This window comes from Microbacterium rhizophilum, assembly GCF_039605615.1.
GTDB lineage: Bacteria > Actinomycetota > Actinomycetes > Actinomycetales > Microbacteriaceae > Microbacterium > Microbacterium rhizophilus.
In genome coordinates this window covers 57,677-82,270 of record NZ_JBCNUN010000001.1, presented here as the reverse complement: position 1 = coordinate 82,270, position 24,594 = coordinate 57,677, and the positions used below count along the sequence as shown (strand labels likewise).

The window sequence follows — 24,594 nt, the reverse complement described above, 5'->3', positions numbered from 1 at the left end:
ACGGTGCGGTTCAGATGATGTCGAGGCTGTGCTTCAGCTCGAACTGCGTCACCTGCGAGCGGTACTGCTCGTACTCGCGGCGCTTGTTGCTGAGGACGTAGCTGAAGACCTGCTCACCGAGCGTCTCGGCGACCAGCTCGCTCTCCTCCATGTGCGCGATCGCGTCGTACAGGCTCGAGGGCAGGCGGCGGTAGCCCAGCGCGCGGCGCTCCGAGTTGCTGAGCGCCCACACGTTGTCCTCCGCCTCGGCGGGGAGCTCGTACTCCTCCTCGATGCCCTTCAGGCCCGCCGCCAGCATGAGGGCGTACGAGAGGTACGGGTTCGCCGCCGAGTCGATGCCGCGGTGCTCGATGCGCGCCGACTGGCTCTTGCCCGGCTTGTACATCGGCACGCGCACGAGCGCCGAGCGGTTGTTGTGACCCCACGTGATGTAGCTGGGGGCCTCGTCGCCGCCCCAGAGTCGCTTGTACGAGTTGACGAACTGGTTCGTCACGAGCGCGATCTCGTTCGCGTGGCGCAGCAGGCCGGCGATGAAGTGACGGCCCGTCTTGGAGAGCTGGTACTGGGCGCCCTCCTCGTAGAAGGCGTTGACGTCGCCCTCGAACAGCGACATGTGCGTGTGCATGCCGCTGCCGGGCTCGCCGTCGAGGGGCTTCGGCATGAACGTGGCGTGCACGCCCTCCTCGATCGCGACCTCCTTGACGACCGTGCGGAACGTCATGATGTTGTCCGCCATCGTGAGGCCGTCGGCGTAGCGCAGGTCGATCTCGTTCTGGCCGGGGCCGCCCTCGTGGTGGCTGTACTCGACGGAGATCCCGAGGTCCTCGAGCATCCGCACCGACCGACGCCGGAAGTCGTGCGCGGTGCCGCCGGGCACGTTGTCGAAGTAGCCGGCGCGGTCGACCGGCTCGAGTCCGTCCGGGCCGGGCGTGCCCGACTTCAGCAGGTAGAACTCGATCTCGGGGTGCGTGTAGAACGTGAACCCCGCATCCGCCGCCTTCGCGAGCGTGCGCTTCAGGACGTTGCGCGGATCCGCGACCGCGGGCTGGCCGTCGGGCGTCGTCAGGTCGCAGAACATGCGGGCGGTCGGATCGATCTCGCCGCGCCATGGCAGGATCTGGAACGTCGTCGGGTCCGGATGCGCCAGCAGGTCGGACTCGTACGTGCGCGTGAGGCCCTCGATCGCGGAGCCGTCGAAGCCGATGCCCTCGTTGAAGGCGCCCTCGACCTCGGCCGGCGCGATCGCGACCGACTTCAGCGTGCCGATGACGTCCGTGAACCAGAGGCGCACGAACTTGACGCCGCGCTCCTCGATCGTGCGCAGTACGAAGTCACGCTGCTTGTCCATCGTGTCCCTTCGGGGGTAGGGCGAAAGTGGCGGCCTCGCCGCTCGTTCAGCCTACTGGTCGGAGGGCGCGCGACAGCGTCACCGGCACGCGCCGGTGACGGCGGGTCAGGGGGTGCCGCCCCAGCTGTCCTCGCGCTTCTCCTCCTCCGCCCATGCCTTCGAGCGGGCCTCGATCACGGCCGGGGCGCGCTTGGCCTCCTCGGCGCTCGCGAACGGTCCGATCCGATGGATCGACGGCGACTCCGGCCCGTGCTCCACCTCGCCCGTGCGCGAGTTGTACCACCAGCTGTTCTCGATCTCTTCGGGGCTCTCGTCCATGCTCATGCCCCGATCCTAAGCACCCCTGCCGAGCCCGCCGAGGGGCTTGCGCGCCCGCATGCAGGCTGGATGTGACCCACGTCACCTCGAGCGCCTGATGAGCCTGCAGCCGGGCAGGCGAGCCTGTGCGCGGGCGATGGCCGCGACGCCGATGGCCCGGGCTCAGCGGAACATCGCCGCGACGCGGTCGGCGTCCGAGCGGCGGGGACGGGCCGCGGGCCGGCCGCGCGCGGCCGGGCGGCGCGCGGGCCGCCGGCGTGTGAAGTGCAGGATCGCGACGAGCGCCAGGCCGAGGACGGAGCCCCACAGCAGCACGAGCTGCACCCACGGGCCGAGCACGACGCCGGGCGTGAGACCCTCGCGCAGCTCGACCTCGCCGACCAGCAGGCCCGCCTGGTCCACGCCGAGCGCGGAGACCATCGTGCCGTCCGGGGCCATGATCTGACTCGTGCCCACCGTGGAGAGGTTCACCACCGTGCGGCCGGTCTCGATCGCCCGCATGCGCGCGAACGCGAGCTGCTGCAGGTTCTCGTCCGTGCCGCGGAAGTCCGCGTTGTTGGTCTGGAACATGTAGACCTGCGCGCCGTCCTCGGCGCCCTCGCGGATCAGGTCGTCCGAGATCACGTCGAAGCAGATCGCGAGGCCCACGACCGTGTCGCCGACGTCGACGACCGGCGCGTCGGTGCCGGGCGTGTACTCGCGGCCGATCATGCCGATGAGATCCGGGACGATCGCCTCGAAGAAGGCCCGCTCCGGCACGTACTCGCCGAACGGCACCGGATGCCGCTTGGCGTGCGTCTGCAGGCCGCCGGCGACGGCGGCGCCCTCCGCGGTCCACAGCATCGACGTGTTGAAGACCTCATCGCCCTTCTCGGACGCCGTGTTCATCAGGATCGGCGCACCGTACGACCGCGCGGCGGCCGAGAGCTCGAGCGCCGTGGACGGCTCGCGCAGCGGGTCGTAGTCGACCCCGCCCTCGGGCCACACCACGAGGTCGACCCGCTCGTCCTTCAGCGGCTCCGATGCGTCCAGCTGCGACTCCAGGATGGCCCAGTCCTCGCGCTCGTCGAAGTACGCCGTGGGGCCGTTGCCCTGCACGGCGCCGACACGGAGCGTCCCGGCCGGGGCCGTCTGCCACTGCGGCACGACGAGCAGGACCGCCGCGACGGCGACGGCCGGCGCGAACGAAGACACGCGCCACGACCGGAGCCGGACGAGCTCGATCGCGGCCGCGCAGAACGCCACGATCAGGAACGTCAGCCCGCTCACGCCCACCCACGACGCGACGTGCGCGAGGGGGCTCTCGGACTGGCTCATGCCGATCCGGCCCCACGCGAAGCCGCCGTACGGCCAGTTGCCCATGATGAGCTCGCGCGCGGTCCACAGCGCGCCGATCAGCAGCGGCAGCGCGACCAGCCGCGCCCAGCGGCCGCCGCGGAACCAGCCGTATGCGAGCGCGATCGGGATCGCGCCGAGCCCCGTGAAGACGGTCTGCAGTCCCGCGAGCGCGACCCACGGCAGCCACGCCTGCGCGTTGTCGCCCAGGAAGCTCGCGGCCCAGTCGATGTGCGGGAACCAGAACGCCGCGCCGAACGCGAGCCCCACGAGCAGGGCGCCGCCCGCGCGGCGCCCGATCAGCGAGATCAGCGACAGGATGACCGCGAGGGGCGCGAGCGCCCAGATCCCGAGCGACGGGAAGGACGCGTCCAGCGCCAGGCCGCCCAGCGCGGCCACGACGACGCCGGCCCAGAGCGGCAGGACCGGGCGGATCGGGGCGGGACGGCGGCTCCTCCCGGATCGCGCGCGGGCCGCCGGGCGGGCGCGGCTCATAGCGAGCTGTACGCGACGATGCCGCGCCGCACGGCGTCGAGCGCCCGCCGCGCCGTGCGGGCGAGCTCGCCGTCGGCCACCTGCGAGAGCTGGTCGAGCAGGTCGATGGTCTGCTTGGCCCAGCGCACGAAGTCGCCCGCGGCCATGTCGGCCTCGGTCAGCACGCGGTCGAGCAGCCCGCCGCGCGCCCACAGGTGCATGGCGGCCGCGAGCCCGGTCGCGACCGGCTCCGTGCCCGGCAGGCGGTTGTCCTGCTCGAGGTCGTCCAGGCGCGCCCACAGCTCCTCGGTCTCGGCCAGCGCGAGGCGGAACGCGCCGCGGGGCAGGGACCGCGGATCCGCTCCCCCGTCGTCGCGCCCGCGCGGCTCGTACACGAGGCAGCACGCCAGCGCGGCGAGAGATGCCGCGTCGAGGTTCTTCCAGATCCCGGTGCGCAACGCCTCGGCCACCAGCAGGTCGCGCTCGCCGTAGATCCGGCGCATCCGGCGGCCGGCCTCCGTGAGCGTCGCGTCGTCCTCGTCGAGCCGGACGTAGTCGAGCGTCGTGAGCACGTCGATGATCCGGTCGAACACGCGCGCGACCGTGCCCGTGCGGTTCTCGATCTGCCGCCGGGTCTTGTCGGTCTGGCGGCGCAGCTTCCAGTACCGCTCGGCCCAGCGCGCGTGCTTCTCGCGGTCGGGGCACCGGTGGCAGGGGTGGCGCTGCATCCGGCGGCGCAGGCCGTTGATCTCGCGCTGCCGCTTCTCGCGCGTGCCGCGCCCGGCGGTGACGTCCTTGCGGTTGAGCTTCTCGAGGTCGCTCAGGTCGCGGCGAATCGCGGAGTACTCGGTGAAGTCGCCGTGCTCGCACGTCATGGCCTTCTCGTAGCCCGCGAGCGACTCCTCGGCGTCCTTGACCTGGCGCGCGAGCCCGACCACGGCGCGGTCGGCTTGGAACTGCGCGAACGACGACTCCAGCACCTCGCGTGCCCGCGGCCGGCCGAACTGGTCGATCAGGTTCACGGCCATGTTGTACGTGGGACGGAAGCTCGAGTTCAGCGGGTAGGTGCGCCGCGAGGCGAGCGCGGCGACCGCCTGCGGATCCAGGCCCTCGCTCCACTGCACGACCGCATGTCCCTCGACGTCGATGCCGCGGCGCCCGGCGCGGCCGGTGAGCTGCGTGTACTCCCCCGACGTGATCGCGACACGCGCCTCGCCGTTGAACTTCTCGAGCTTCTCGAGCACCACCGTGCGCGCCGGCATGTTGATGCCGAGCGCGAGCGTCTCGGTCGCGAACACCGCCTTGACCAGCTTGCGTCGGAACAGCTCCTCGACGACCTCCTTGAACGCCGGCAGCATGCCCGCGTGGTGCGAGGCGATGCCGCGCTCGAGGTTCTCGACCCACTCCCAGTACCCGAGGGCCGCGAGATCCTCGTCGGGCAGCGTGGCCGTGCGCGACTGCACGATCTCGCGGATCTCCCGGCGCTCGTCCGACGTCGTCAGGCGCAGCCCGGAGCGGCGCACCTGCTGCACGGCCGCGTCGCAGCCGACGCGGCTGAAAATGAAGAAGATCGCCGGCAGCAGGTTCGAGCGGTCCAGCAGCTCGACGACCTCGGGCCGGTCGATCCGCTCCGCCCGGCGCGGCGGGCCTGGACGGTGGTAGCCGCCGCGGCGCTTGCCGTTCCGGCGCGCCTCCTGCAGCGAGCTGTTGGCCGCGTACGCCTGGCCGCCGCGCATTCGGACGAGCTCCTGGTTCACCTGGGCCGTGGCGACGCCCGCGCGGTCGTCGAACAGCGGCAGCAGGTCGCCGCGCACGAGCACGTGCTGCTCGAGCGGCACGGGCCGCGTCTCGGACACGATCACGTCCGTGTCGCCGCGCACGGTGTCCAGCCAGTCGCCGAACTCCTCGGCGTTGGACACGGTCGCGCTGAGGGACACCAGGCGCACGTCGGCCGGGAGGTGGATGATGACCTCCTCCCACACCGCGCCGCGGAAGCGGTCGGCGAGGTAATGCACCTCGTCCATCACGACGTACCGCAGGCCGCGCAGGGCCGGCGAGTCGGCGTACAGCATGTTGCGCAGCACCTCGGTCGTCATGACCAGCACGCGCGCGTCGCCGTTGATGTTGGTGTCGCCCGTCAGCAGGCCCACCTCGTCGTCGCCGTAGACGTCCTGCAGCTCGCGGAACTTCTGGTTCGACAGCGCCTTCATCGGCGTCGTGTAGAACGCCTTCTGATTCGGCGTCTGCATGGCCAGGTGCACGGCGAACTCGCCCACGATGGTCTTGCCCGCACCGGTCGGGGCGGCCACGAGCACGCTGCGCCCGTCCTCGAGTGAGCGGCACGCCTCGACCTGGAACTCGTCGAGCTCGAACCGCTGCGCCTCGGCGAACGCGTGCGTGCGTGGATGCTCCCGGTTCTCGCGCGCGTCGCTGTAGCGCTCGGCCGGCGTCGCCTCGGTCACGACGCCTCCGTCTCGAGCGCCTTCTCGCGCCGTCGCCTCGCCCGGTCGAACAGCAGCGCGACGCCCGCGGCGGCGAAGTAGAGCACGACCAGCACGGCGGCCAGCAGCAGCATCGACACGACGTCGGCGGAGGGCGTCGCGAGCGCCGCGAACGCGGTCGCGACGATCACCGCGATCCGCCAGCCCCGCAGGATCTCCATGCCGGACAGGATGCCGGCGAGGTTCAGCGCCACGAGGAACACGGGGATCACGAACGCGACGCCGACGGCGATCAGCGTCTTGAAGACGAGGTCGTAGTAGCGGTCCGCCTCGTAGATCTGCGAGGCGAAGTCCGAGTCCGGCACGAAGGACGACAGCACCAGCAGCATGTGCGGCAGGATCAGCACGCCCACGGCGCACCCGGCGAAGAACAGCGGCACGGCGGTCGCCATGAATCCGATCGTGTACCGCACCTCGCGGCGCGTGAGCCCAGGCATGACGTACGCCCAGATCTGCCAGAGCCAGATGGGCGCGGAGATCAGCAGGCCGATCGCGAACGCGATCCGCAACCGCATGTCGAACGAGCTCGTAGCGCCCGTGTACGTCAGGCGCGTGAAGTCGTCGCCCAGCTGCTCCGCGACCAGCTCGATCGGGTGCAGCAGGAACTGGATGATGGGGTCGGTGATGAAGAACGCCACCACCATTCCGACGACCAGCGCGGCGGCCGCGATCATCAGCCGGCGCCGCAGCTCGACCAGGTGGTCGCCCAGCGACATCCGGCGGTCGCGATACGGCTGGTCGTCCTTCGAGACCGTGGGCTCGGTTGCCACCACGGTTACGGGTTCGAGGGAGAGCCCGGTTCGTCCGCGCGCTTGTCACCCGGGAGCCGGTCGACCGGCTGCCCGTTCAGCGTGTAGCCCGAGGACTGCTCCGTGGCGGCGGACTGCGGCTCGTCCTCGGCCTTCATCTGCTTCATCTCGCCCTTGAACACCCGGGCCGACTGGCCGAGGCTGCGCGCGAGCGCGGGGAGACGGGCGGCGCCGAACAGCAGCAGGATGACGGCGAGCAGGATGAGAAGGTGCCAGCCGGTCAGATTGGCCATGATGGATCTCCGTCGTTCGGCGTTCGGGAAGGCACGGCCAGTCTAGCCGTCGCACCCCCGAGCGAGGCTCAGCCCCGCCGTCAGGCGCCGTCGCCGTAGAGCGCCAGGGCCTCGGCCGCCCACTCCGCCGCGGCGCGGCGCGCGGAGGTGGGCTCGAGGATCTCCACGCGCCCGGCGCGGCGCGCGGCGAGTCGCTTGAGGCTGCGGGCGTCGGACACGCGCAGCCGGGCGGTCGTGACACCGCCCGACGAGGTCGTCTCCGCCCCGGAGAGATAGTCGCCCACGAGGGGCGCGAGCTCGTCCGCGAAGCGCACCACCGCGATCTCGTCGTTCTCGCCGGGCTCGAACAGCTCCGGCACGGGGTCGTGCGCGTGTTCGATGGGCGCGTCGGTCACACGGGGGTCGCTGACGCGCTCGAGCAGGAAGTTCCGCATGGCGCGGCGCATGTGGCACCACCCCTGCAGGTACCACTGCCCCTCGGTCACGATGACCTTGACCGGATCGACCGTGCGCGTCGTGGGCTCGGAGTCGGGGCGCCGGTAGGTGAACGACAGCGCGACCTGGTCGCGCAGCGCCTGCGACACCAGGGCGCGCACCTCGTCGACCGGCTCCGGCACGACGACGACCTCCGCCGGCGCCGACGACGCGCCGCGGGACAGCTTGGCCAGCAGGCCGGCGAACACCTCGCCGCCCGCGACGCCGGGGAGCGAGCCCGCGAGCCGCAGCCCTCCGAGCAGGGCCGCCGCCTCGCGCGCCGTGAGCCGGGGCGAGCGCTCCAGCCCGACGGACTGCGTGATCTCGATCACGCCCTGCTCGTCCAGCAGGTCCCAGTTGATGTCGAACAGGTCGTCCGGCATCTGCTCGGGACGCCCGATGAGCGTGAGCTTCTCGACCATCGTGCGCATCTGCGCGGGGGTCACGTCGAAGTCGCGCGCGGCGTCCCCGAGCGAGACCTCGCCGCGCTCGACGAGATACGGCACGAGCGTGAGGTACAGCGTCACGCGGTCGGGGGTGAGGAGCTTGCTCACGCGGCGGCCTCCCCGTGCGCGTCGCGCGCGGCGCGCAGCCGCGCGACGACCGCCTCGCGCAGGGCGTCGGGCTCGACGACCCGCGCCTCGGGCCCGTAGGAGGCGAGCTCGTCGGCGAAGATGTGCAGGTCGACGAACGGCACGCGGATCCCCTGCGCGGCCGGCTCGCCGCGGCGCGCGAGGCGCAGCGCCGCCTCGGATCCGGGCGTGATCTCCAGCAGCGCGCGATTGCGGGACGCGACGTCCCGCAGGCCCTGCATGGCGCGCTCCCCCGCGCCCTCGCGGAGCTCGGGATCGAAGCGGTCGCGGGTCGCGACGACGTCCCCGACGATCCGCGTCAGCAGGAACATCCGCTCCCCGTCCGCGTCCACGTCGTGCGCGGACACGTGCCAGCGGCCCTCGTAGTCCACCAGCGCGAGCGGGCGGACGGTGCGGCGACGAGGCTTCTCCTCCCCGGGCTTGAGGTAGTCGAAGGTCACCACGCGGCACGCCTCGATCGCGTCGCGCAGCGGCGCGAACGACGGCTCGCGCACGGTCATCCGGGGCGCGAAGCCGATGATGGGCTCGTCGACCTCGATCCCGAGCGCGCGGATCTTCCGCAGCCCGGTCGTGGCGTCCTTGGACAGCGATCCCTCGCTCCACACGGAGCCCGCCAGCACGAGGATCGCGACCTCCGCCGGCGTGAAGGAGATATCGGGCGGCAGGTCGTATTCCGCCTTCGGGATGCGGTACCGCGCCTCGCGCAGGTCATTCGGGTCTGCGCTGTCGCCGATCGTCTCGATCGGCACACCGAGGTCGCGGAGGTCGTCCTTGTCGCGCTCGAACATCTTCTCGAGCGCGTCGGATCTCCCACCCGACCGCTGCCGGTAGCCCGACACGGTCTGGAGGATCTGCTGCTTGGTCAGCCCGATCTCCGTGGCCATCAGGGCCACGATCAGGTTCAGCTGGCGCTCTTCCGCCTGGATCCGCTCGACCACCTGGCCATCCTAGGCGGTGAGCCCGCGGCTCAGGACGCGCAGCGCGTCACTGCACCGGAGCGGTCGCCGCCGGGACGCCGCCCAGGATGTCGATGACGAACACGAGCGTCGAGTTCGCGGGGATCGCACCCTGCGCCTGGTCGCCGTAGCCCTGGTCCGGCGGGATGACCACCAGCACCTGCGAGCCGGCCGTCTGGCCCTCGAGGGCCTTCGCGAAGCCGGGCACGACCTGGCTGGGCGAGAGGACCGCGGGCGAGGCCGGCGTGCCGGAGTCGCTCTGCCATGTCGAGTCGAAGACCTCGCGCTGATCCCACGTCACGCCCGTGTAGTGCACGACGGCGGACTCGTCCGCGCCGAGCACGGGGCCGTCGCCCTCGATGAGCGTCTGCACCACGACCTCGTCCGGCGCCTCGGCGTCGGGGACGATGATGCCGGGCACGCCGTCGGGCGTGCGCACGACGGTGGGCAGGCCCAGACCGTCGTTGAACTGCACCCGGCCCGATGCCGCGCGCGGCATCACCTTGCGCACGTCGAGCACCGCGATCAGCGAGCCCTCCTCGGGAACGCCCGCCTGCGCGTACTGCGCGCGAACATTCGGATCGATGCCGTCCTGCGACACCGCGACCGCGATCCGGGATCCCTCGGTGGCGCACATCAGCGCGTCCTCGAAGGCGGGGAACTGCTGGCTCCAGCCCGACAGCGCGCCGACCGTCGAGACGTCGCCGCTGTAGGCAGTGCCGAGCAGCATCGAACCCGTCTCGCCGTCGTACAGCGTGACGTCGAGCACGCCGGGCTGGTCGATGTCGGTGATCGCCATGCCCTCGCCGCGCACGACGTCGGCGTGCGCGTCGTTCTCGGTCACGAACGGCGTGCGGACGTCGACGGTCGGCGCCGACTCGAGGTCTCCCGTGACGTCGATGAGCGACATGGTCTCGGGATCGCTGTCCGCGATCCGGTCGCAGCTCGCACCGGCCGTGCCGGCGGGCGCGCAGCCCACGAGGGCGACACCGACGAGGGCCGCGATCGACAGGACGGCCGAAGTTCTCCGCATGCCGTTCAGTCTATGCATCCCGCTCGGGTGCCTCCGACGCGTCGGAAGCCTCGGCGCCCCCCGCGCGACCCGACGCCACGCGCGCGCCCTGCGCGCCCTTCTGCGCCTCGCGGATGCGCTTGCGGAGGTTCTTGTCGGTGATCTCGCGGTCGCCGACGGCTCCGGGCGTCCAGATCTCGACGTCCTCGTCCGAGAAGCTCTTCTTCGACGCGCGGCGCTTGACCTCGGGCGGCACGACGCCCGGCGCGAGCCGGCGCGCGGAGATCAGGAACGCGGTGTGCGCGACCATCCGGTGGTCGGGGCGCACGGCCAGGCCCTCGACGTGCCAGCCGCGCACCATGGTCTCGCTGGCCTCGGGGTCGGTGAACGCGCCCGTGCCGCGGATGTACTCGGCGACGCGCGACAGCTGGGTGGCGGTGGCGACATAGCAGATCACGACGCCGCCGGGCGTGAGCGCATCCGCGACGGCGTCCATGACCTCCCACGGCGCGAGCATGTCGAGCACGACGCGGTCGACCGATCCGGGCTCGACGGCGAGCGGGAGCGCCTCCGCGAGATCGCCCTCGCGCACCTCCCACGATGCGGGCGTCGCGCCGAAGAACGTCTCGATGTTCGCGTGGGCGACGTCGGCGAACTCGGCGCGGCGCTCGAACGAGATCAGGCGCCCCTCCGCGCCCACCGCGCGCAGCAGCGACAGCGACAGCGCGCCCGAGCCGACACCCGCCTCGACCACGACCGCGCCCGGGAAGATGTCGGCCTGCGAGACGATCGCGGCCGCATCCTTCGGGTAGATGATCGCCGCTCCGCGCGGCATCGACATCACGAAGTCGCGCAGCAGCGGACGCAGCGCCAGATACTCGTGGCCCGCGCTGTTCTCGAACACCGAGCCGTCGGGGTGGCCGATCAGCTGCTCGTGCTTGAGCACGCCGTGGTGCGTGTGCAGCTCGCCGCCCTCGCGCAGCGTGACGGTGTGCATGCGCGCCTTCGGACCGGTCAGCTGGACGCGGTCGCCGTAGCGGAACGGACCGCGGGGCATGCCGCTCATGCGCGGCTCTCCGCGGTGCGGGCGTGCGCGGCGTGCAGCGCGCCGAGGTCGGCCGCGCTGCGCCCGGCCAGCGTGGGCCAGAGCGCGTGGGCGCCGACGTCGTCCAGCGACAGGATGTTCGGGATGCCGAGCGTGACGGCGCCGGACGCGAGCGCCGAGCGCAGGCCGTTCGGCGAGTCCTCGATCGCGACCGTGTCGGCGATGTCCACGCCGAGCGCCGAGGCGCCCTGCAGGTACGGATCCGGGAACGGCTTGGGGCGGCTGACCTCATCCCCCGCGACGACCACGTCGAACGCCTCGAAGCCGATGAGCTCGACGATCGCGAGCGCCATGTGGCGGTACGACATGGTCACCAGGCCGGTCTTGATGTCGGATGCGCGCAGGTCGCGCAGCAGCTCGAGCGCGCCGGGACGGAACGGCACTCCCTTGTCGGCGCACATCGCGATCACGCGGGCCGTGAGCGTCGAGATGATCTCGTCCACGCTCAGGCGCACGCCGGCGCCCTGCAGGATCCGCGCGGACTGGTCGAGGCTGAGGCCGACCAGCTGCAGCGCGTCCTCGTGCGTCCACGAGCCGCCGTACTCCTGCACGAGCGGCGCCTCCGCCGCGATCCAGTACGGCTCGGTGTCCACGAGCGTGCCGTCCATGTCCCACAGGACGGCGGCGGGCCGCGGGTCGCTCTGCGCGCCGGCGAGGTCAAGGGGTGAAGTCACCGAGACAGCCTAGCCGCCGTCGCCTGGCAGCCCCCGGGGGTGCGCCCGGTGCCCGAGCGGATGCGTGAGGCGCGAGCCAATATGAACGCGACGTGCCTATCCTGGGACGAAGTCCCGCCGGGCAGACGGCACGGCGGGAAGGAGAGGAGCCGAGTGGAGCACGAGGCGGACACCGCAGGCGCGACCCCGTCGGGCCCGACCCTCGGACGCAGGATCATCGTGGCCGCGTTCGACGGATGGAACGACGCGGGTGAGGCCGCGACCAGCGCCGTCGGCCTGCTGCTCGCCGACGGCGGGTACGAGCCGGTCCTGAGCGTCGATCCGGAGCTCTACTTCGACTACCAGTACACGCGCCCGACCGTCGAGGCCGACAGCGAGGGGCGCCGTCGGCTGCGCTGGCCGGAGGCCACGCTGCACCGCCCCCTCCACACGCCGGACGGCGCGACGGAGTTCTGGATCCTGTCGGGCGTCGAGCCGGCGCGCGCCTGGCAGGCCTTCGCGGCCGAGTTCGTGGACGCCGCGCTGCGCGAGGACATCACGGGCTTCGTCACGCTCGGCTCGATGATGGCCGATGTGCCGCACACGCGCCCGATCTCGATCTTCGCCGGCAGCGACAACGACGGCCTGCGCGCGGCGCTGAGCCTCGAGCGCAGCAGCTACGAGGGGCCGGTGGGCGTGCTCAGCGTCCTGGGCGACGCCGCGGAGCGAGCCGGCATCCCGTCCGCGAGCCTGTGGGCCAGCGTGCCCCACTACGTCGCGGGCCACACGCCCTCGCCCAAGGCGACCCTGGCGCTGCTCGACCGGCTCGAGGAGCTCGCCGCCGCCGACGTGCCGCGCGGCACGCTCGCCGCCGAGGCCGCCACGTGGGAGGCGACGATCGACGCCGCCGCGGCCGACGACGACGAGATGCGCGAGTACATCCACCAGCTCGAGCAGGCCCGCGACACGGTCGAGTCCCCCGAGGCCTCGGGAGACGCGATCGCGCAGGCGTTCGAGAGCTACCTGCGCCGCAGCGACGGCCGCGGCGGCAAGGACGACCGCCCCGGGCGCTGAGCCCACGCCGGAACATCGGCCGAGGCTGACCCCTGTGCGAGCGCAGCGAGCGTGGAGCGGAGCGACTGCCGACCATCCCGATGACGCGACAACCGGGAATCAGAACGCCTGGAGCACGCCCGTCGCGAGGAGCACCAGGAGGACGGCGCCGAGCGCGACGCGGTAGATCACGAACGGCAGGAAGCTGCCGGTCTTGAGGTAGCGCATCAGGTAGGCGATCACGAGCCAGCCGACGACGCCCGCGACGATCGTGGCGACGGCGGTCTCGCCGAGGCCGTACGGGCCGCTCTCGGGCTCGGTCAGCGCGTGCAGCAGCTCGTACAGCCCGCTCGCGAACACGGCCGGCACCGCCAGCAGGAACGAGTACTCGGCGGCGGCGGAGCGCTTGTAGCCCAGCAGGCGGCCGGCGGTCGTGGTCGCGCCGGAGCGCGAGACGCCGGGGACGAGCGCGAGCGCCTGCGCGATGCCCATCGTGAGGCCCGAGGGGTAGGTGACGTCGTCGAAGTCGCGCACGCGCTTCGCGTAGCGGTCCGCGACGCCCAGGATGATGCCGAACACGATCAGCACGATCGCGATGATCCAGAGGTTGCGGTTGAACGTGCGGATCTGGTCCTGCAGCAGGAAGCCCGCGACGCCGATCGGGATCGTGCCGATGATGACGATCCAGCCCATCCGGGCGTCCGGGTCGCTGTGGGGCACCCTGCCGGCGAGCGACTGCGCCCAGCGCGAGATGATCCGCGCGATCTTCTTCCGGAAGTACACGAGGACGGCGGCCTCGGTGCCGATCTGCGTGATGGCGGTGAACGTGGCGCCCGGGTCCGTCGCGGACGGCAGGAACTCGCCGAGGATGCGGAGGTGGGCGCTCGACGAGATCGGGAGGAACTCGGTGAGGCCCTGCACCAGGCCGAGGATGATCGCTTCGATGAACGGCACGAAAGTCGACTCTAGGTCACGAGCGCCGGGCGTTCCGTCAGACTCCCGGATGATGCCGTCAGTACGCGCGGATGAGATCCGTCAGCACCCGCACGCCGAAGTCGAGCGCGTCGAGCGGCACGCGCTCGTCGACGCCGTGGAACATGCCGGTGAAGTCGAGGTCGGCCGGCAGCTTGAGCGGCGCGAACCCGTAGCCGTCGATGCCGAGCGCCGCGAGGGCCTTGTTGTCGGTGCCCGCGCCGAGCAGGTACGGCAGCACCGGGACGCCCGGATCGTGCCGCCCGAGCGCGCCGACCATGGCGTCGACGAGCGCGCCCTCGAACGGGATCTCCAGCCCGATGTCGCGATGGAACATCCGGATCTCGATGTCGTCGCCCACGATGCGCTGCACCTCGGCGAGCACGGCGTCCTCCGCGCCCGGCAGTACGCGGATGTCGACCGTCGCCTGCGCGGCGTCCGGGATCACGTTGTGCTTGTACCCGGCGGTCAGGCCGGTCGGGTTCGTGATGGTGCGGAACGTGGACGCCACGAACGCCGCGGCGGGGCCCGTGCACGCGGCGAGGGCGTCGGGATCCGAGGCGGGATCCATCCCGGCGATGTCCGCGATGCCGGCCAGCAGGCGCTCGGTCGTGGCGGTCATCTCGACGGGCCAGTCGGTCGAGCCCAGGCGCGCGACCGCGGCGGCGAGGCGCGTGATCGCGTTGTCGGGGTGCACGCGGCTGCCGTGACCGGCGCGCCCGCGGGCGACGAGCGTGACCCACATCAGCGCCTTCTCCCCCACCTGCAGCAGGTACGCGCCGCGGTCGCCGACGGGGATCGAGTAGCCGCCGACCTCGCTGATCGCCTCGGTCGCACCCGCGAACCACTCGGGCCGATCGCGCACGACGAGCTGCGATCCCTCGACGCCGCCGTTCTCCTCGTCCGCGAAGAACGCCAGCACGAGGTCCCGCTCGGGCTGCTCCCCCGCGCGCAGCAGGTCTCCCACCGTGCTCAGGATCATCGCGTCCATGTTCTTCATGTCGACGGCGCCCCGGCCCCACAGCATGCCGTCGCGGATCTCGCCCGCGAACGGATCCACCGACCAGTCGTCCGCCATGGCGGGCACGACATCCAGGTGGCCGTGCAGCACGAGCGCCGGCTTGGACGCATCCCGGCCGGGCACGCGCGCCATCACGTTGGTGCGCCGGTCGATCGGCTCGAAGTACTCGGGCGTCAGGCCCAGGTCCTCCAGGCGGGCTCCGACGTACTCGGCGGCCTCGCGCTCGCCCCTCGACCGGCCGCCGCCCCAGTTGGTGGTGTCGATCCGGATCAGGTCGCGTGCGATCCGCGCGACCTCGGGCAGCTCGGGAGTCGACATGCGTTCCAACCTAGCCCGGAACGACGAAGGCCCCGGATCTCTCCGGGGCCTTCGAGCTGTGCGCGAGGGGGGACTTGAACCCCCACGCCCTATACGGGCACTAGCACCTCAAGCTAGCGCGTCTACCTATTCCGCCACCCGCGCAACCAGGTGCCCGACCCTGCGATCGGGGCTGTGGTCGCTTTCACGACCGAAGAGAAACATTACCACGCAGTGAACGGGCTGACGAATCGCGCCGCGCCCCCGGGCGCGTCCATCCGGCTCACCCCAGGGTCACGCCGAAGGCGAGGCCCAGCAGGTACGTCAAGGCCGCGGCGCCGAAGCCGATCGCGAGCTGACGCAGCGCGCGCTTCAGCGGCGGGGCGCCCGACAGCAGCCCCACGGTCGCGCCCGTGCCGAGCAGCGCGAGGCCGACCAGGACGAGCGCCACCAGGACCGCGGGAACGCCCGTCAGGCCGAGGATCCAGGGCAGGACCGGGATGACCGCGCCGCTCGCAAAGAACAGGAAGCTCGAGGAGGCCGCGCGCCACGCGCCGCCGACGACCTCGTGGATGTCGATCGCGCCGGTGCGCACCGGCACCCGGCCGGCGTGCGCCTCGGCGATCGCCCGGCGCGCGCGGTCGATCGCCTCGTCCTCGGGCATGCCGCGGGCCCGGTAGACCAGCGCGAGCTCGTTGGAGTCGATGTCGAGGTCCGGCAGCGCCTGCACGCCGAACGTCGTCGGCTCGGTCGCGTCGAGCAGCTCGCGCTGCGACCGCACCGACACGAACTCGCCCGCCCCCATCGACAGCGCGCCGGCGAGCAGCCCCGCGACGCCGCTGAACAGCACGACCTGCGGCGAGACCCCCGTCGCGCCGATACCGAGCACGAGCGCGAGGTTCGACACCAGGCCGTCGTTGGCACCGAACACCGCCGCGCGGAACGTGCCCGACAGGCGCCGCCGGCCGCGGGCCGCGAGCCCGCGCACGACCTCGTGGTGCACCTTCTCATCGGCGCGCATCGCGGGGGTCGCGAAGCGCTCGGTGTCGTACGGCGACCGGGCCTCGGCCTGCTGCGTGAGCGCGAGGACGAACAGCGTGCCGAACCGACCGGCCATCCATCCGAGCATGCGCGTCCGCACGCTCGCGCGCGGCATGCGCGGCGGCTCGCCCCCCAGCAGCGTCAGCCAGTGTGCCTCGTGTCGCCCCTCGGCCGCGGCGAGCTGCTCGAAGATCGCGCGCGTCTCGCCGGTCTTCGACGCCGCGAGCCGGCGGTAGACGTTGGCCTCGGCGCGCTCGTCGGCGAGGTACTGCGCCCAGCGTCGGCGGTCGGCGGGCGTGGCGGCGGGCGCGCTCAAGGGGCCTCCTTGGAGGGACGAGGACGGATCCCTCCACGCTACCCAGCACGCCCGCACGCGCCCGGCTCAGTCGCCGGGATTGGGAGGATTTCGGATCCCCGAAGCGTCGCGTTCCAGGACGCGGCGCAGGCCGCGCTCCCCCGCCCGCATGACCGCCGCGTGCGCCCCCGCGAACGCCGGCCGCAGCACGGGGCCGAGGGCCCGCATCCACGGCCGGCGCACGGTCACGTCCCAGTCGATCCGGATCCGCGTGCCGCGCGCGTGGGGCGCGATCTCGATCCGGCCGCGGCCCGTCAGATCGCCGTCGCTGTCGGCCGCCAGGGAGGCGCCCGGATCCACCTCCGCGATCCGCAGGGTGCATCTCAGCCGGTAGCCGAGCGGCGCGCGCACGAGCATGGCGATCCGCGCGTCAGGCACGAGAGCGCCCGCCGGCTCGACGATCCGCATACCCGGCCACCAGGGCGACGCGGCGCCGGTCGCGGTGCGCTCGAGCTCGGCCCAGCAGCGCTCCGGAGCGGCGGCGACATGCCACGTCGTCCGGAACGAGTATCTGCCGCGGGCGCGCGGGGCCGCGGGAGACCGCCTCCGGATCACGAGCGCACGCGCTTGCGCAGCACGTCGATGCGCGACTGCAGCTGAGCCACGGTGGCCTTGGCGACCTCCGGTCCGCCGCAGCGGCGGCGCAGCTCGGCGTGGATCACGCCGTGCGGGTCGCCGGTCTGCCGCGCGTACACGCCCACCAGGCTGTTGAGCAGCTGGCGCTGCTCCTTCAGCGTGCGGTGCAGCGGCGCGGGCATGGCGGGCTCGATCTCGCCCGACTGCTCGCGCGCCTCGCGCACCGAGCGGTGGCGCGACTGCCGCGCCACCCGCTGCATCAGCAGGTCGTGCACGTGCTCGGGCTCGAGGAGCCCCGGCAGGCCGATGAACTCCTGCTCCTCCTCGGTGCCGGGCACCGCGAGCTGGCCGAACTCCTTGCCGTCGAACACCACGCGGTCGAAGTGCGCGACCGAGCCGAGCGCCTCGAAGGACCCCTCCTCGGTGAGCGCGTCGGAGGCCTTGTCCTCGCGCTCGGCGGCCTCGAGCAGGCCGTCGTCGAGGCCGTCCTCGTCCTTCTCCCCGCGATCGAGCACGTGATCGCGCTGACGCTCCATCTCGTTCGCGAGCGTCATCAGGGTCGGCACGTGCGGCAGGAACACGCTCGCGGCCTCGCCGCGGCGCCGCGCGCGCACGAAGCGGCCGATGGCCTGCGCGAAGAACAGCGGCGTGGACGACGACGTGGCGTACACCCCGACCGCGAGCCGCGGCACGTCGACGCCCTCCGACACCATGCGCACCGCGACCATCCACCGATCCGTGCTGTCCGCGAAGCGCTCGATGCGCGCGGACGCCTCCGCGTCGTCCGAGAGCACGACCGTCGCGCGCTGACCCGTGATCGAGTGCAGCAGCTTGGCGTACGCCCGTGCCGCGGTCTGGTCGGTGGCGAGCACGAGGCCGCCGGCATCCGGAACGTGATGGCGGATCTCCGTGAGCCGCAGATCGGCGGACCTCAGCACGGCGGACATCCACTCGCCCTGCGGATCCAGCGCCGTGCGCCAGGCCTGCGACGTGACGTCCTTGATGTTGTCCTGGCCGAGGTGCGCCTCGAGCTCGTCCCCCGCGCGCGTGCGCCACTTCATGTGGCCCGAATAGACGTGGAACAGCACGGGCCGGACGACGCCGTCGGCCAGGGCGCGGCCGTACCCGTACGCGTAGTCGGTGATGGAGGTGCGCAGGCCCTGCGCATCCGGCGCGTAGTCGACGAACGGGATCGGCGCGTCGTCGCTGCGGAACGGCGTGCCGCTCAGCAGCAGGCGGCGCCTCGCCGGCCCGTACGCCTCGCGCAGCGCGTCGCCCCAGCTGAGCGCCTCGCCGCCGTGGTGCACCTCGTCGAGGATCACGAGCGTGCGCCCGCCCTCGGTCAGCGCCCGGTGCACGGATGCCTTCACCGCGACCTGCGCGTACGTCACGACGACGCCGTGGTACTGCCGCGAGAAGGTCGTGTGGCTGTTGCGGAACACGGGATCGAGCCGGATGTGCGCGCGCGCCGCCGCGTCGGCCCACTGGGTCTTGAGGTGCTCGGTCGGCGCGACCACGACGATCCGGTCGATGTCGCGCGTGCGCAGCAGCTCGCCCGCCAGCGTCAGCGCGAAGGTCGTCTTTCCGGCGCCGGGCGTCGCCGCCACGAGGAAGTCGCGCTTGTCGGCCTCGAAGTAGGCATCGAGGGCCTCCTGCTGCCAGGCGCGCAGCTTGCCCGCGGTGCCCCACGGAGCTCTCTGCGGGTAGGACGGTGACAGCATGGGAGAACAACGATAACCGTTAGGACCGACATGACCGATCAGAACTCGGACACCGTCCGCACCCCCTTCGTAGACAACGAGGAACCCCACCCCTGGCGCCGCTTCGTCGCGATCGGCGACTCGTTCACGGAGGGCATCGGCGATCCCGAGCCCGGCTCCCCCGGCGGCCACCGCGGCTGGGCCGATCGCGTCGCCGAGGTGCTCTCGCGCCAGGTGGACGATTTCGCGTATGCCAACCTCGCCGTCCGCGGGCGGCTCATCGCGCAGATCGTGGCGGAGCAGCTCGAGCCGGCGATCGCGCTCAAGCCCGACCTCGTGACCTTCTGCGCGGGCGGAAACGACGTCATCCGGCCGGGCGGCGATCCCGATGCCGTGGCGGCCCAGTTCGAGGACGCCGTCGCGCGGCTGAGCGCCGAGGGCGCGACGGTCGTGGTGATCACGGGCATCGACACGAGCTTCACGCCGGTGTTCCGTCCGCTGCGGGGCCGCGTCGCGATCTACAACGAGAACCTGCGCGCGATCGCAGACAGGTACGACTGCATCGTGGCCGACCAGTGGGCGCTGAAGACGATCCAGGACGCGCGGTTCTTCGACGACGACCGCCTGCACATGAATCCTCTGGGGCACCACGAGGTCGCCCGCATGGTGCTGCGCGCGCTGAACGTTCCGAACGACCTGCAGCCCATGCAGCCCGACCCGCTCCCGGCCGCGACGTGGCGCGAGGCGCGCCGCGGCGACCTGGTGTGGGCGCGCACGCACTTCGTGCCCTGGGTGCTGCGGCGCCTGCGTCACCAGTCCTCGGGCGACAACGTCACGGCCAAGCGCCCCGAGGCGATGCCGTTCGGCGCGCTCGAGCCGCGCGACTGAGCCTCAGCCTCGCTGCCCGCGGCTCACGGCCCACAGCGCGACCGCGCTCGCCGAGGCGACGTTGAGCGAGTCGACGCCCCCCGCCATCGGGATCGTGACGACCCCGTCGGCGGCCGCCAGCGCGCGGCGCGACAGTCCGTCCCCCTCCGCGCCCATCAGCAGCGCGACGCGCTCGGGCGGGGTCGCTGCGAAGTCGTCGAGCGAGACGGCGTCGTCCGCGAGCGCGAGCGCCGCGATGTGGAAGCCCGCGGCGTGCAGCTGCTCGCGCGCCTCGGGCCACTCGGGCAGGCGGGTCCAGGGCACCTGGAACACCGTGCCCATGCTGACGCGGACGCTGCGCCGGTAGAGCGGATCCGCGCAGCGCGGGGTGACGAGGACGGCATCCGCGCCGAGCCCCGCGGCCGCCCGGAACGCCGCTCCCACGTTGGTGTGGTCCACGATGTCCTCCAGGATGACCGCGAGACGTGCCCCGGCGAGAACGTCGGCGACCGCCGGGGGCTCGGGGCGGTGCATCGAGGCGAGCACTCCCCGATGGACCGCGTAGCCCGTGACGCCCTCGGCGACGTCGGCGGGCACGACGTACACCGGGACGTCCTCGTGACCCGCGAGGACGTCCGCCAGCTCCGGGATCCACCGCTCCTGCGTCAGGACCGACCGCGGCCGGTGGCCCGCGGCCAGGGCGCGGGCGAGCACCTTGGCGGACTCGGCCATGTACAGGCCGCCCGCGGGCTCGAGCACGCGCCGCAGCGCGACGTCCGTGAGGTCGCGGTAGTCGGCGAGCCGCGAGTCGGCCGGGTCTTCGACGGGGAGGATCTGCACCCGTCCAGCATTCCCTAGACTCGGCTTCGTGCCCGTCCCCCACCTCGACGACCCCACGACCGCGGGCCTCGGCCGCGCGATCGAGGCCCTCGCGGGCCGGCGCGTCGCCGTGCTCACGGGCGCCGGCGTGTCGACAGACTCGGGCATCCCCGACTACCGCGGCCAGGGCGCCCCGCGCCGCACGCCCATGACGGCCCAGACCTTCCTGAGCGACGAGGCCGCGCGCCGGCGCTACTGGGTCGGCTCGCACCTCGGCTGGCGGGCGTTCACCGCCGCAGCCCCGAACGCCGGCCACGAGGCCCTGGCGTCCCTCGAGCGCGACGGCGTCGCGACCGGCGTCATCACGCAGAACGTCGACGGCCTGCACCTGCGCGCCGGCAGCCACCGCGTCGTCGAGCTGCACGGCACGATGCGCCGCGTGTTCTGCACGCACTGCGGGCAGGTCTTCGACCGGCGCGACATCGCGGAGCGGCTCGAGCGCGACAACCCGTGGATCGCCGTGCCGGAGAACGTCAGGCTCGGGCCCGACGGCGACGTGCTGCCGGAGTCGGCGGAGGACTTCGTGATCCCCGAGTGCAGCGTGTGCGGCGGCATGCTCAAACCCGATGTCGTGTTCTTCGGCGAGTTCATCCCCGCAGAGAAGTTCCGCGAGGCGGAGCAGCTGCTGCACAGCAGCGAGGCGCTGCTGATCGCGGGATCCTCGCTCGCGGTGAACTCCGGCATCCGCTTCGTCGAGCGCGCCCGGCGCCGCAAGCTGCCCGTCGTGATCGTGAACCGCGGCGAGACGCGCGCCGACAGCCGCGCGACCGTGCGGATCGAGGCGGGCACGACCGAGGTCCTGGGCGAGCTCGCGCGCGCCCTCCCCGCCGCCCGCTGAACGACGCCTCGCCGAGCCTCGGCCCAGGAACACGCCATACGATCGAACGGTGACTCTCCTCGCTCTCGTGCGCCACGGCCAGACCGACTGGAACGCCGAGCGGCGCATCCAGGGACGCACCGACATCCCGCTCAACGACACCGGGCGCGCGCAGGCGCTGCTCGCCGCCGAGGCGCTGCGGGAGGGCGGCTGGGCGCGCGTGACGTCCAGCACGCTGCAGCGCGCGAGCGAGACCGCGCGGATCATCGCCGACGCGCTCGGGCTCCAGGCGCCGACGACGTACGCAGGGCTCGTCGAGCGCGACTACGGCGTCGGCGAGGGCACGCTCGTGTCCGACTTCCACGAGCGCTACGGCACGGGCGTGGTGCCGGGCGGCGAGTCGACCGACGAGCTCGCCGAGCGCGCGCTGCGGGCCCTGGGCGCGGTCGTCGAGCACGCCCCCGGCGAGCCGACCGTCGTGGTCGCGCACGGCGGCGTCATCCGGGTACTGCTGGGGCTCGCGACGGACGGCGCGCTCCCCCGTCCCGGAGAGCGGATCGACAACGCATCGGTGACGCTGTTCCGCCTCACCGCCGACGGCCTCGTGCTCGAGTCGGCGTCGCTCGTCGCCCCGGAGGCCGGGGCCTGACGGCCCCGGGCGCGGTCCCCACCCGTGGTGCGCCTGCGCCGGTCCTCGCCCGATCAGCCCGGCTGGACCCGTCGTCGCGCCGGTCGCGGCTTCCTCTACCTCGACGAGCACGGCGACCGCCTGCCGGAGGAGGACGTCGCCCGGATCCGCGCCCTCGCGATTCCACCCGCGTGGCGCGACGTGTGGATCTGCCCATACCCGCACGGGCATCTGCAGGCCGTCGGGACGGATGACGCGGGCCGTCGGCAGTACCTCTACCACCCCGATTGGCGCACGCGCCGGGACGCCGCCAAGTTCGACCGCGTGCTGGACTTCGGGCGGGCGCTCGGCAGCGCGCGGGCGCGGGTGCTCGACGACCTCGCCCTGGACGGCATGCCGCCGCAGCGCGCCTGCGCTCTCGCCGTGCGGCTGCTCGACCTCGGCTGCTTCCGGATCGGCAACGACGTCTACGCCGACGCGCACGGCAGCTTCGGCCTCACCACCCTGCGCCGCGATCACGTCACGCGCCACGGGCGCGCGCTCGTCTTCGCCTTCACCGGCAAGTCGGGCGTGGATCACCGCATCGAGATCGAGGACGAGCCCGTCACGGCGGCCGTCGAGACCCTGCGACGACGGCGCGACGACGGCGAGACGCTGCTCGCGTGTCGCAACGGCGGTTGGCGCTCCGTGACGCCCGCGATGGTGAACGAATACGTGCGCGACATCACCGGCATGGAGGCCACCGCGAAGGACTTCCGGACGTGGCACGCCACGGTCCTCGCCGCCGCGGAGATCGCAGCGGGCGCCGACGAGCTCGAGCGCGAGGGACGCGGCGGCGTGACGCGACGGCGGCGCGTCGTGACGGATGCGATGCGCGAGGTCGCCGACTTCCTCGGCAACACGCCCACGCTCGCGCGCACGTCGTACGTGGATCCGCGGGTCGTGTCGGCGTACGAGGAGGGCCGCACGATCGTGCGCGCCGTGCGCCGCTCCTACGAGTCGCCCGACGAGCGTCAGCTGGCGCTCGAGCGCGCGACGCGCCGGCTCATCCGGGAGCTCGCGTCGGCGTGACCGGATCGCGCAGAGTCGCCGCGCGGCATGCAGGCCAGCCCGCGCAATCGATCCGATAACGACTGAGCAGGATGCGCAAATCGGGCCGCGAGATCCTGCTAATGTCTCGCACTATGGCTTCCCTGGATCACGTCGACCTCGAGTTGCTGGCCGCCCTCAGCGAGGACCCCCGCGCCACCGTCGTGGCGCTCGCCGAGCGCCTGCGCCTTTCGCGCAACACCGTGCAGGCCCGCATGGCGCGCCTCGACAAGGCCGGCGTGTTCCGCTCGTTCGAGCGCTCGATCTCGACCGCGGCCCTCGGCTTCCCGCTCGAGGCGTTCCTGTCGATCGGCGTGCGCCAGGTCGACCTGCCGCGCATCACGAACGAGCTCGCGTCGGTGCCCGAGGTCGTCCAGGTGCACGGTATGTCGGGCCAGACCGACCTGCTGGCGCTCGTGGCATGCCGCGACGCGCGCCACCTGTTCGACGTGGACGCGCGGATCCTCGGCATCGAGGGCGTCGAGCGCACCGAGACGTCGCTCGTGATGAGCGAGGCCGTGCCCTACCGGGTCAGCGGCCTGATGCAGCTCGCACGCCGCGAGCCGTGACCCTCACGCGATGAAGGACCGGACGGCCGCGGCCGCCTCGCCCGGCTTCTCGTAGTGGATGAGGTGACCGACGCCGGCGATCTCGACGAGCGACGCATCCGCGAACCTCGTCGCGAGCACGCGCTCCGCCTCGATGGGCGTGATGTCGTCGCGGTCGGCCGCGACCAGCAGCGTGGGCACGGCGATCCGCTCGGCGTACTCGCTGACGTCGTGGGACACGCTCGTGACGAAGGCGTCGTGCAGCACCTCGCGGTCGGAGAAGCTCGAGAAGTACCGATCGTGCTGGTCGTGGATGAACGCGCGCAGGCCGCGGTCGCGGGTCTTCGCCATGGCGACCGACATGATCCGCACGACGACCCTGCTGCGCAGCACCCACGTGCCGATCGCGCGGGGAAGGCGGGCCCCGGCCCAGTAGTAGAGGATCGCCAGCCGGGTCAGGATGCCGCGCGGACCCTCGAGCGCCGGCGCGCCGATCGGGTTGACCAGGATCAGCCGGGGCGTCGCGAGGCCGCGGGCGACGGCGGCCGACGCGACGATGGATCCGAACGAGTGCCCGAGCACGATGCTCTCGGGCGCCACGGCCGCGTGGAACGCGTCGAGCCAGTCGGCGTAGGCGTCGATGTCGTGGCGCCGTCCCGGCAGCGGCGGCGTCTCGCCGAAGCCGGGCAGGTCGGGCATGATCACGCGCACGTCGGGCAGGAACGCGACGACCGGCTCGAGCCCGTGGTGCTCGCCGCGGAAGCCGTGCACCGCGAGGATCGTCGTGGCCGCGTCATCCGGTCCATAGGTCCAGTAGGCCGTGCGGCCGCCCAGGATCGCGGCCTCGCGGCGGACGACCGGGATCTCGGCGAGCGGGGCGGCGTAGGGCGAGGCGACGGGCACGGATCGAGTCTACGGACGGGCGTCTGGGCGTTCGTTC

24 protein-coding genes and 1 tRNA gene are annotated in these 24,594 nt (G+C 72.6%); 6 read left to right on the top strand and 19 right to left on the bottom strand.

Annotation, left to right across the window (positions count from 1 at the left end; genetic code table 11):
- Positions 1–10: 10 nt before the first annotated feature.
- The 11 genes from AAD528_RS00425 to AAD528_RS00375 form a co-directional block, all read right to left on the bottom strand.
- The gene (locus AAD528_RS00425) at positions 11–1,348 is read right to left on the bottom strand and encodes a glutamine synthetase family protein (RefSeq protein WP_345750072.1); all 1,338 of its coding nucleotides are present in this window, start codon (positions 1,346–1,348) and stop codon (positions 11–13) included.
- 105 nt (positions 1,349–1,453) lie between these two features.
- Complete coding sequence (locus AAD528_RS00420) at positions 1,454–1,672, bottom strand: hypothetical protein (RefSeq protein ID WP_345750071.1); 219 nt, start codon at positions 1,670–1,672, stop codon at positions 1,454–1,456.
- A 156-nt stretch (positions 1,673–1,828) separates the two neighbouring features.
- Entirely contained in the window at positions 1,829–3,496 is a 1,668-nt protein-coding gene (gene lnt / locus AAD528_RS00415) for an apolipoprotein N-acyltransferase (RefSeq protein ID WP_345750070.1), read from the bottom strand.
- A complete protein-coding gene (locus AAD528_RS00410; RefSeq protein ID WP_345750069.1) occupies positions 3,493–5,937 on the bottom strand; it encodes a DEAD/DEAH box helicase in 2,445 nt (814 codons plus the stop codon). Before AAD528_RS00410 ends, lnt begins: the two co-directional genes overlap by 4 nt.
- The gene (tatC, locus tag AAD528_RS00405) at positions 5,934–6,692 is read right to left on the bottom strand and encodes a twin-arginine translocase subunit TatC (protein ID WP_345750723.1); all 759 of its coding nucleotides are present in this window, start codon (positions 6,690–6,692) and stop codon (positions 5,934–5,936) included. The genes AAD528_RS00410 and tatC overlap by 4 nt, the downstream gene beginning before the upstream one ends.
- A gap of 59 nt (positions 6,693–6,751) precedes the next feature.
- Entirely contained in the window at positions 6,752–7,018 is a 267-nt protein-coding gene (tatA, locus tag AAD528_RS00400; protein WP_375339558.1) for a Sec-independent protein translocase subunit TatA, read from the bottom strand.
- 80 nt (positions 7,019–7,098) lie between these two features.
- Positions 7,099–8,046: a helix-turn-helix transcriptional regulator gene (locus AAD528_RS00395; protein ID WP_345750068.1), complete on the bottom strand. Its 948-nt coding sequence runs from the start codon at positions 8,044–8,046 to the stop codon at positions 7,099–7,101.
- Entirely contained in the window at positions 8,043–8,969 is a 927-nt protein-coding gene (locus tag AAD528_RS00390) for a helix-turn-helix transcriptional regulator (RefSeq protein WP_375339575.1), read from the bottom strand. Before AAD528_RS00390 ends, AAD528_RS00395 begins: the two co-directional genes overlap by 4 nt.
- A 100-nt stretch (positions 8,970–9,069) precedes the next feature.
- Positions 9,070–10,074 (bottom strand): FKBP-type peptidyl-prolyl cis-trans isomerase, encoded by a 1,005-nt coding sequence (locus tag AAD528_RS00385; RefSeq protein WP_345750066.1) that lies wholly within the window; start codon positions 10,072–10,074, stop codon positions 9,070–9,072.
- Positions 10,075–10,084: 10 nt separating this feature from the next.
- Positions 10,085–11,119: a tRNA (adenine-N1)-methyltransferase gene (locus AAD528_RS00380; RefSeq protein WP_345750065.1), complete on the bottom strand. Its 1,035-nt coding sequence runs from the start codon at positions 11,117–11,119 to the stop codon at positions 10,085–10,087.
- Complete coding sequence (locus AAD528_RS00375) at positions 11,116–11,766, bottom strand: HAD family hydrolase (protein ID WP_375339574.1); 651 nt, start codon at positions 11,764–11,766, stop codon at positions 11,116–11,118. Before AAD528_RS00375 ends, AAD528_RS00380 begins: the two co-directional genes overlap by 4 nt.
- 219 nt (positions 11,767–11,985) lie before the next feature.
- On the opposite strand from AAD528_RS00375, the gene AAD528_RS00370 reads away from it, so the two are divergent.
- Entirely contained in the window at positions 11,986–12,885 is a 900-nt protein-coding gene (locus tag AAD528_RS00370; RefSeq protein WP_345750063.1) for a PAC2 family protein, read from the top strand.
- Between the two features lie 99 nt (positions 12,886–12,984).
- Here AAD528_RS00370 and AAD528_RS00365 read toward each other — a convergent pair whose 3' ends face one another.
- The 6 genes from AAD528_RS00365 to AAD528_RS00340 form a co-directional block, all read right to left on the bottom strand.
- A complete protein-coding gene (locus AAD528_RS00365) occupies positions 12,985–13,818 on the bottom strand; it encodes an undecaprenyl-diphosphate phosphatase (RefSeq protein WP_345750062.1) in 834 nt (277 codons plus the stop codon).
- Between the two features lie 58 nt (positions 13,819–13,876).
- Positions 13,877–15,175 carry a M20/M25/M40 family metallo-hydrolase gene (locus AAD528_RS00360; protein WP_345750061.1) on the bottom strand — a complete coding sequence of 433 codons (1,299 nt, stop codon included), beginning with the start codon at positions 15,173–15,175 and terminating at the stop codon, positions 13,877–13,879.
- Positions 15,176–15,234: 59 nt separating this feature from the next.
- Positions 15,235–15,319: transfer RNA gene (locus AAD528_RS00355), tRNA-Leu, on the bottom strand.
- 118 nt (positions 15,320–15,437) lie between these two features.
- Positions 15,438–16,511: a VIT1/CCC1 transporter family protein gene (locus AAD528_RS00350; protein WP_345750060.1), complete on the bottom strand. Its 1,074-nt coding sequence runs from the start codon at positions 16,509–16,511 to the stop codon at positions 15,438–15,440.
- A gap of 66 nt (positions 16,512–16,577) precedes the next feature.
- Positions 16,578–17,105 carry an SRPBCC family protein gene (locus AAD528_RS00345; protein ID WP_345750059.1) on the bottom strand — a complete coding sequence of 176 codons (528 nt, stop codon included), beginning with the start codon at positions 17,103–17,105 and terminating at the stop codon, positions 16,578–16,580.
- A complete protein-coding gene (locus AAD528_RS00340) occupies positions 17,102–18,847 on the bottom strand; it encodes a DEAD/DEAH box helicase (protein ID WP_345750058.1) in 1,746 nt (581 codons plus the stop codon). The genes AAD528_RS00345 and AAD528_RS00340 overlap by 4 nt, the downstream gene beginning before the upstream one ends.
- A 30-nt stretch (positions 18,848–18,877) precedes the next feature.
- Between AAD528_RS00340 and AAD528_RS00335 the strand changes: the two genes are divergently transcribed.
- Positions 18,878–19,714: an SGNH/GDSL hydrolase family protein gene (locus tag AAD528_RS00335; RefSeq protein WP_345750057.1), complete on the top strand. Its 837-nt coding sequence runs from the start codon at positions 18,878–18,880 to the stop codon at positions 19,712–19,714.
- Between the two features lie 3 nt (positions 19,715–19,717).
- Here AAD528_RS00335 and AAD528_RS00330 read toward each other — a convergent pair whose 3' ends face one another.
- Positions 19,718–20,533: a TrmH family RNA methyltransferase gene (locus AAD528_RS00330; RefSeq protein WP_345750056.1), complete on the bottom strand. Its 816-nt coding sequence runs from the start codon at positions 20,531–20,533 to the stop codon at positions 19,718–19,720.
- A gap of 28 nt (positions 20,534–20,561) precedes the next feature.
- Here AAD528_RS00330 and AAD528_RS00325 point away from each other — a divergent pair, with 28 nt between their 5' ends.
- From AAD528_RS00325 to AAD528_RS00310, 4 genes are all read left to right on the top strand, one after another.
- Complete coding sequence (locus AAD528_RS00325) at positions 20,562–21,410, top strand: Sir2 family NAD-dependent protein deacetylase (RefSeq protein WP_345750055.1); 849 nt, start codon at positions 20,562–20,564, stop codon at positions 21,408–21,410.
- A gap of 49 nt (positions 21,411–21,459) precedes the next feature.
- Positions 21,460–22,038 (top strand): histidine phosphatase family protein, encoded by a 579-nt coding sequence (locus AAD528_RS00320; protein ID WP_345750054.1) that lies wholly within the window; start codon positions 21,460–21,462, stop codon positions 22,036–22,038.
- Positions 22,039–22,065: 27 nt separating this feature from the next.
- Positions 22,066–23,088: a DNA topoisomerase IB gene (locus AAD528_RS00315; protein ID WP_345750053.1), complete on the top strand. Its 1,023-nt coding sequence runs from the start codon at positions 22,066–22,068 to the stop codon at positions 23,086–23,088.
- A gap of 113 nt (positions 23,089–23,201) precedes the next feature.
- Entirely contained in the window at positions 23,202–23,675 is a 474-nt protein-coding gene (locus tag AAD528_RS00310; protein ID WP_345750052.1) for an Lrp/AsnC family transcriptional regulator, read from the top strand.
- 3 nt (positions 23,676–23,678) lie between these two features.
- Here AAD528_RS00310 and AAD528_RS00305 read toward each other — a convergent pair whose 3' ends face one another.
- Positions 23,679–24,557, bottom strand: a complete 879-nt coding sequence (locus AAD528_RS00305) for an alpha/beta fold hydrolase (protein WP_345750051.1) — start codon at positions 24,555–24,557, stop codon at positions 23,679–23,681.
- Positions 24,558–24,594 lie beyond the last annotated feature (37 nt).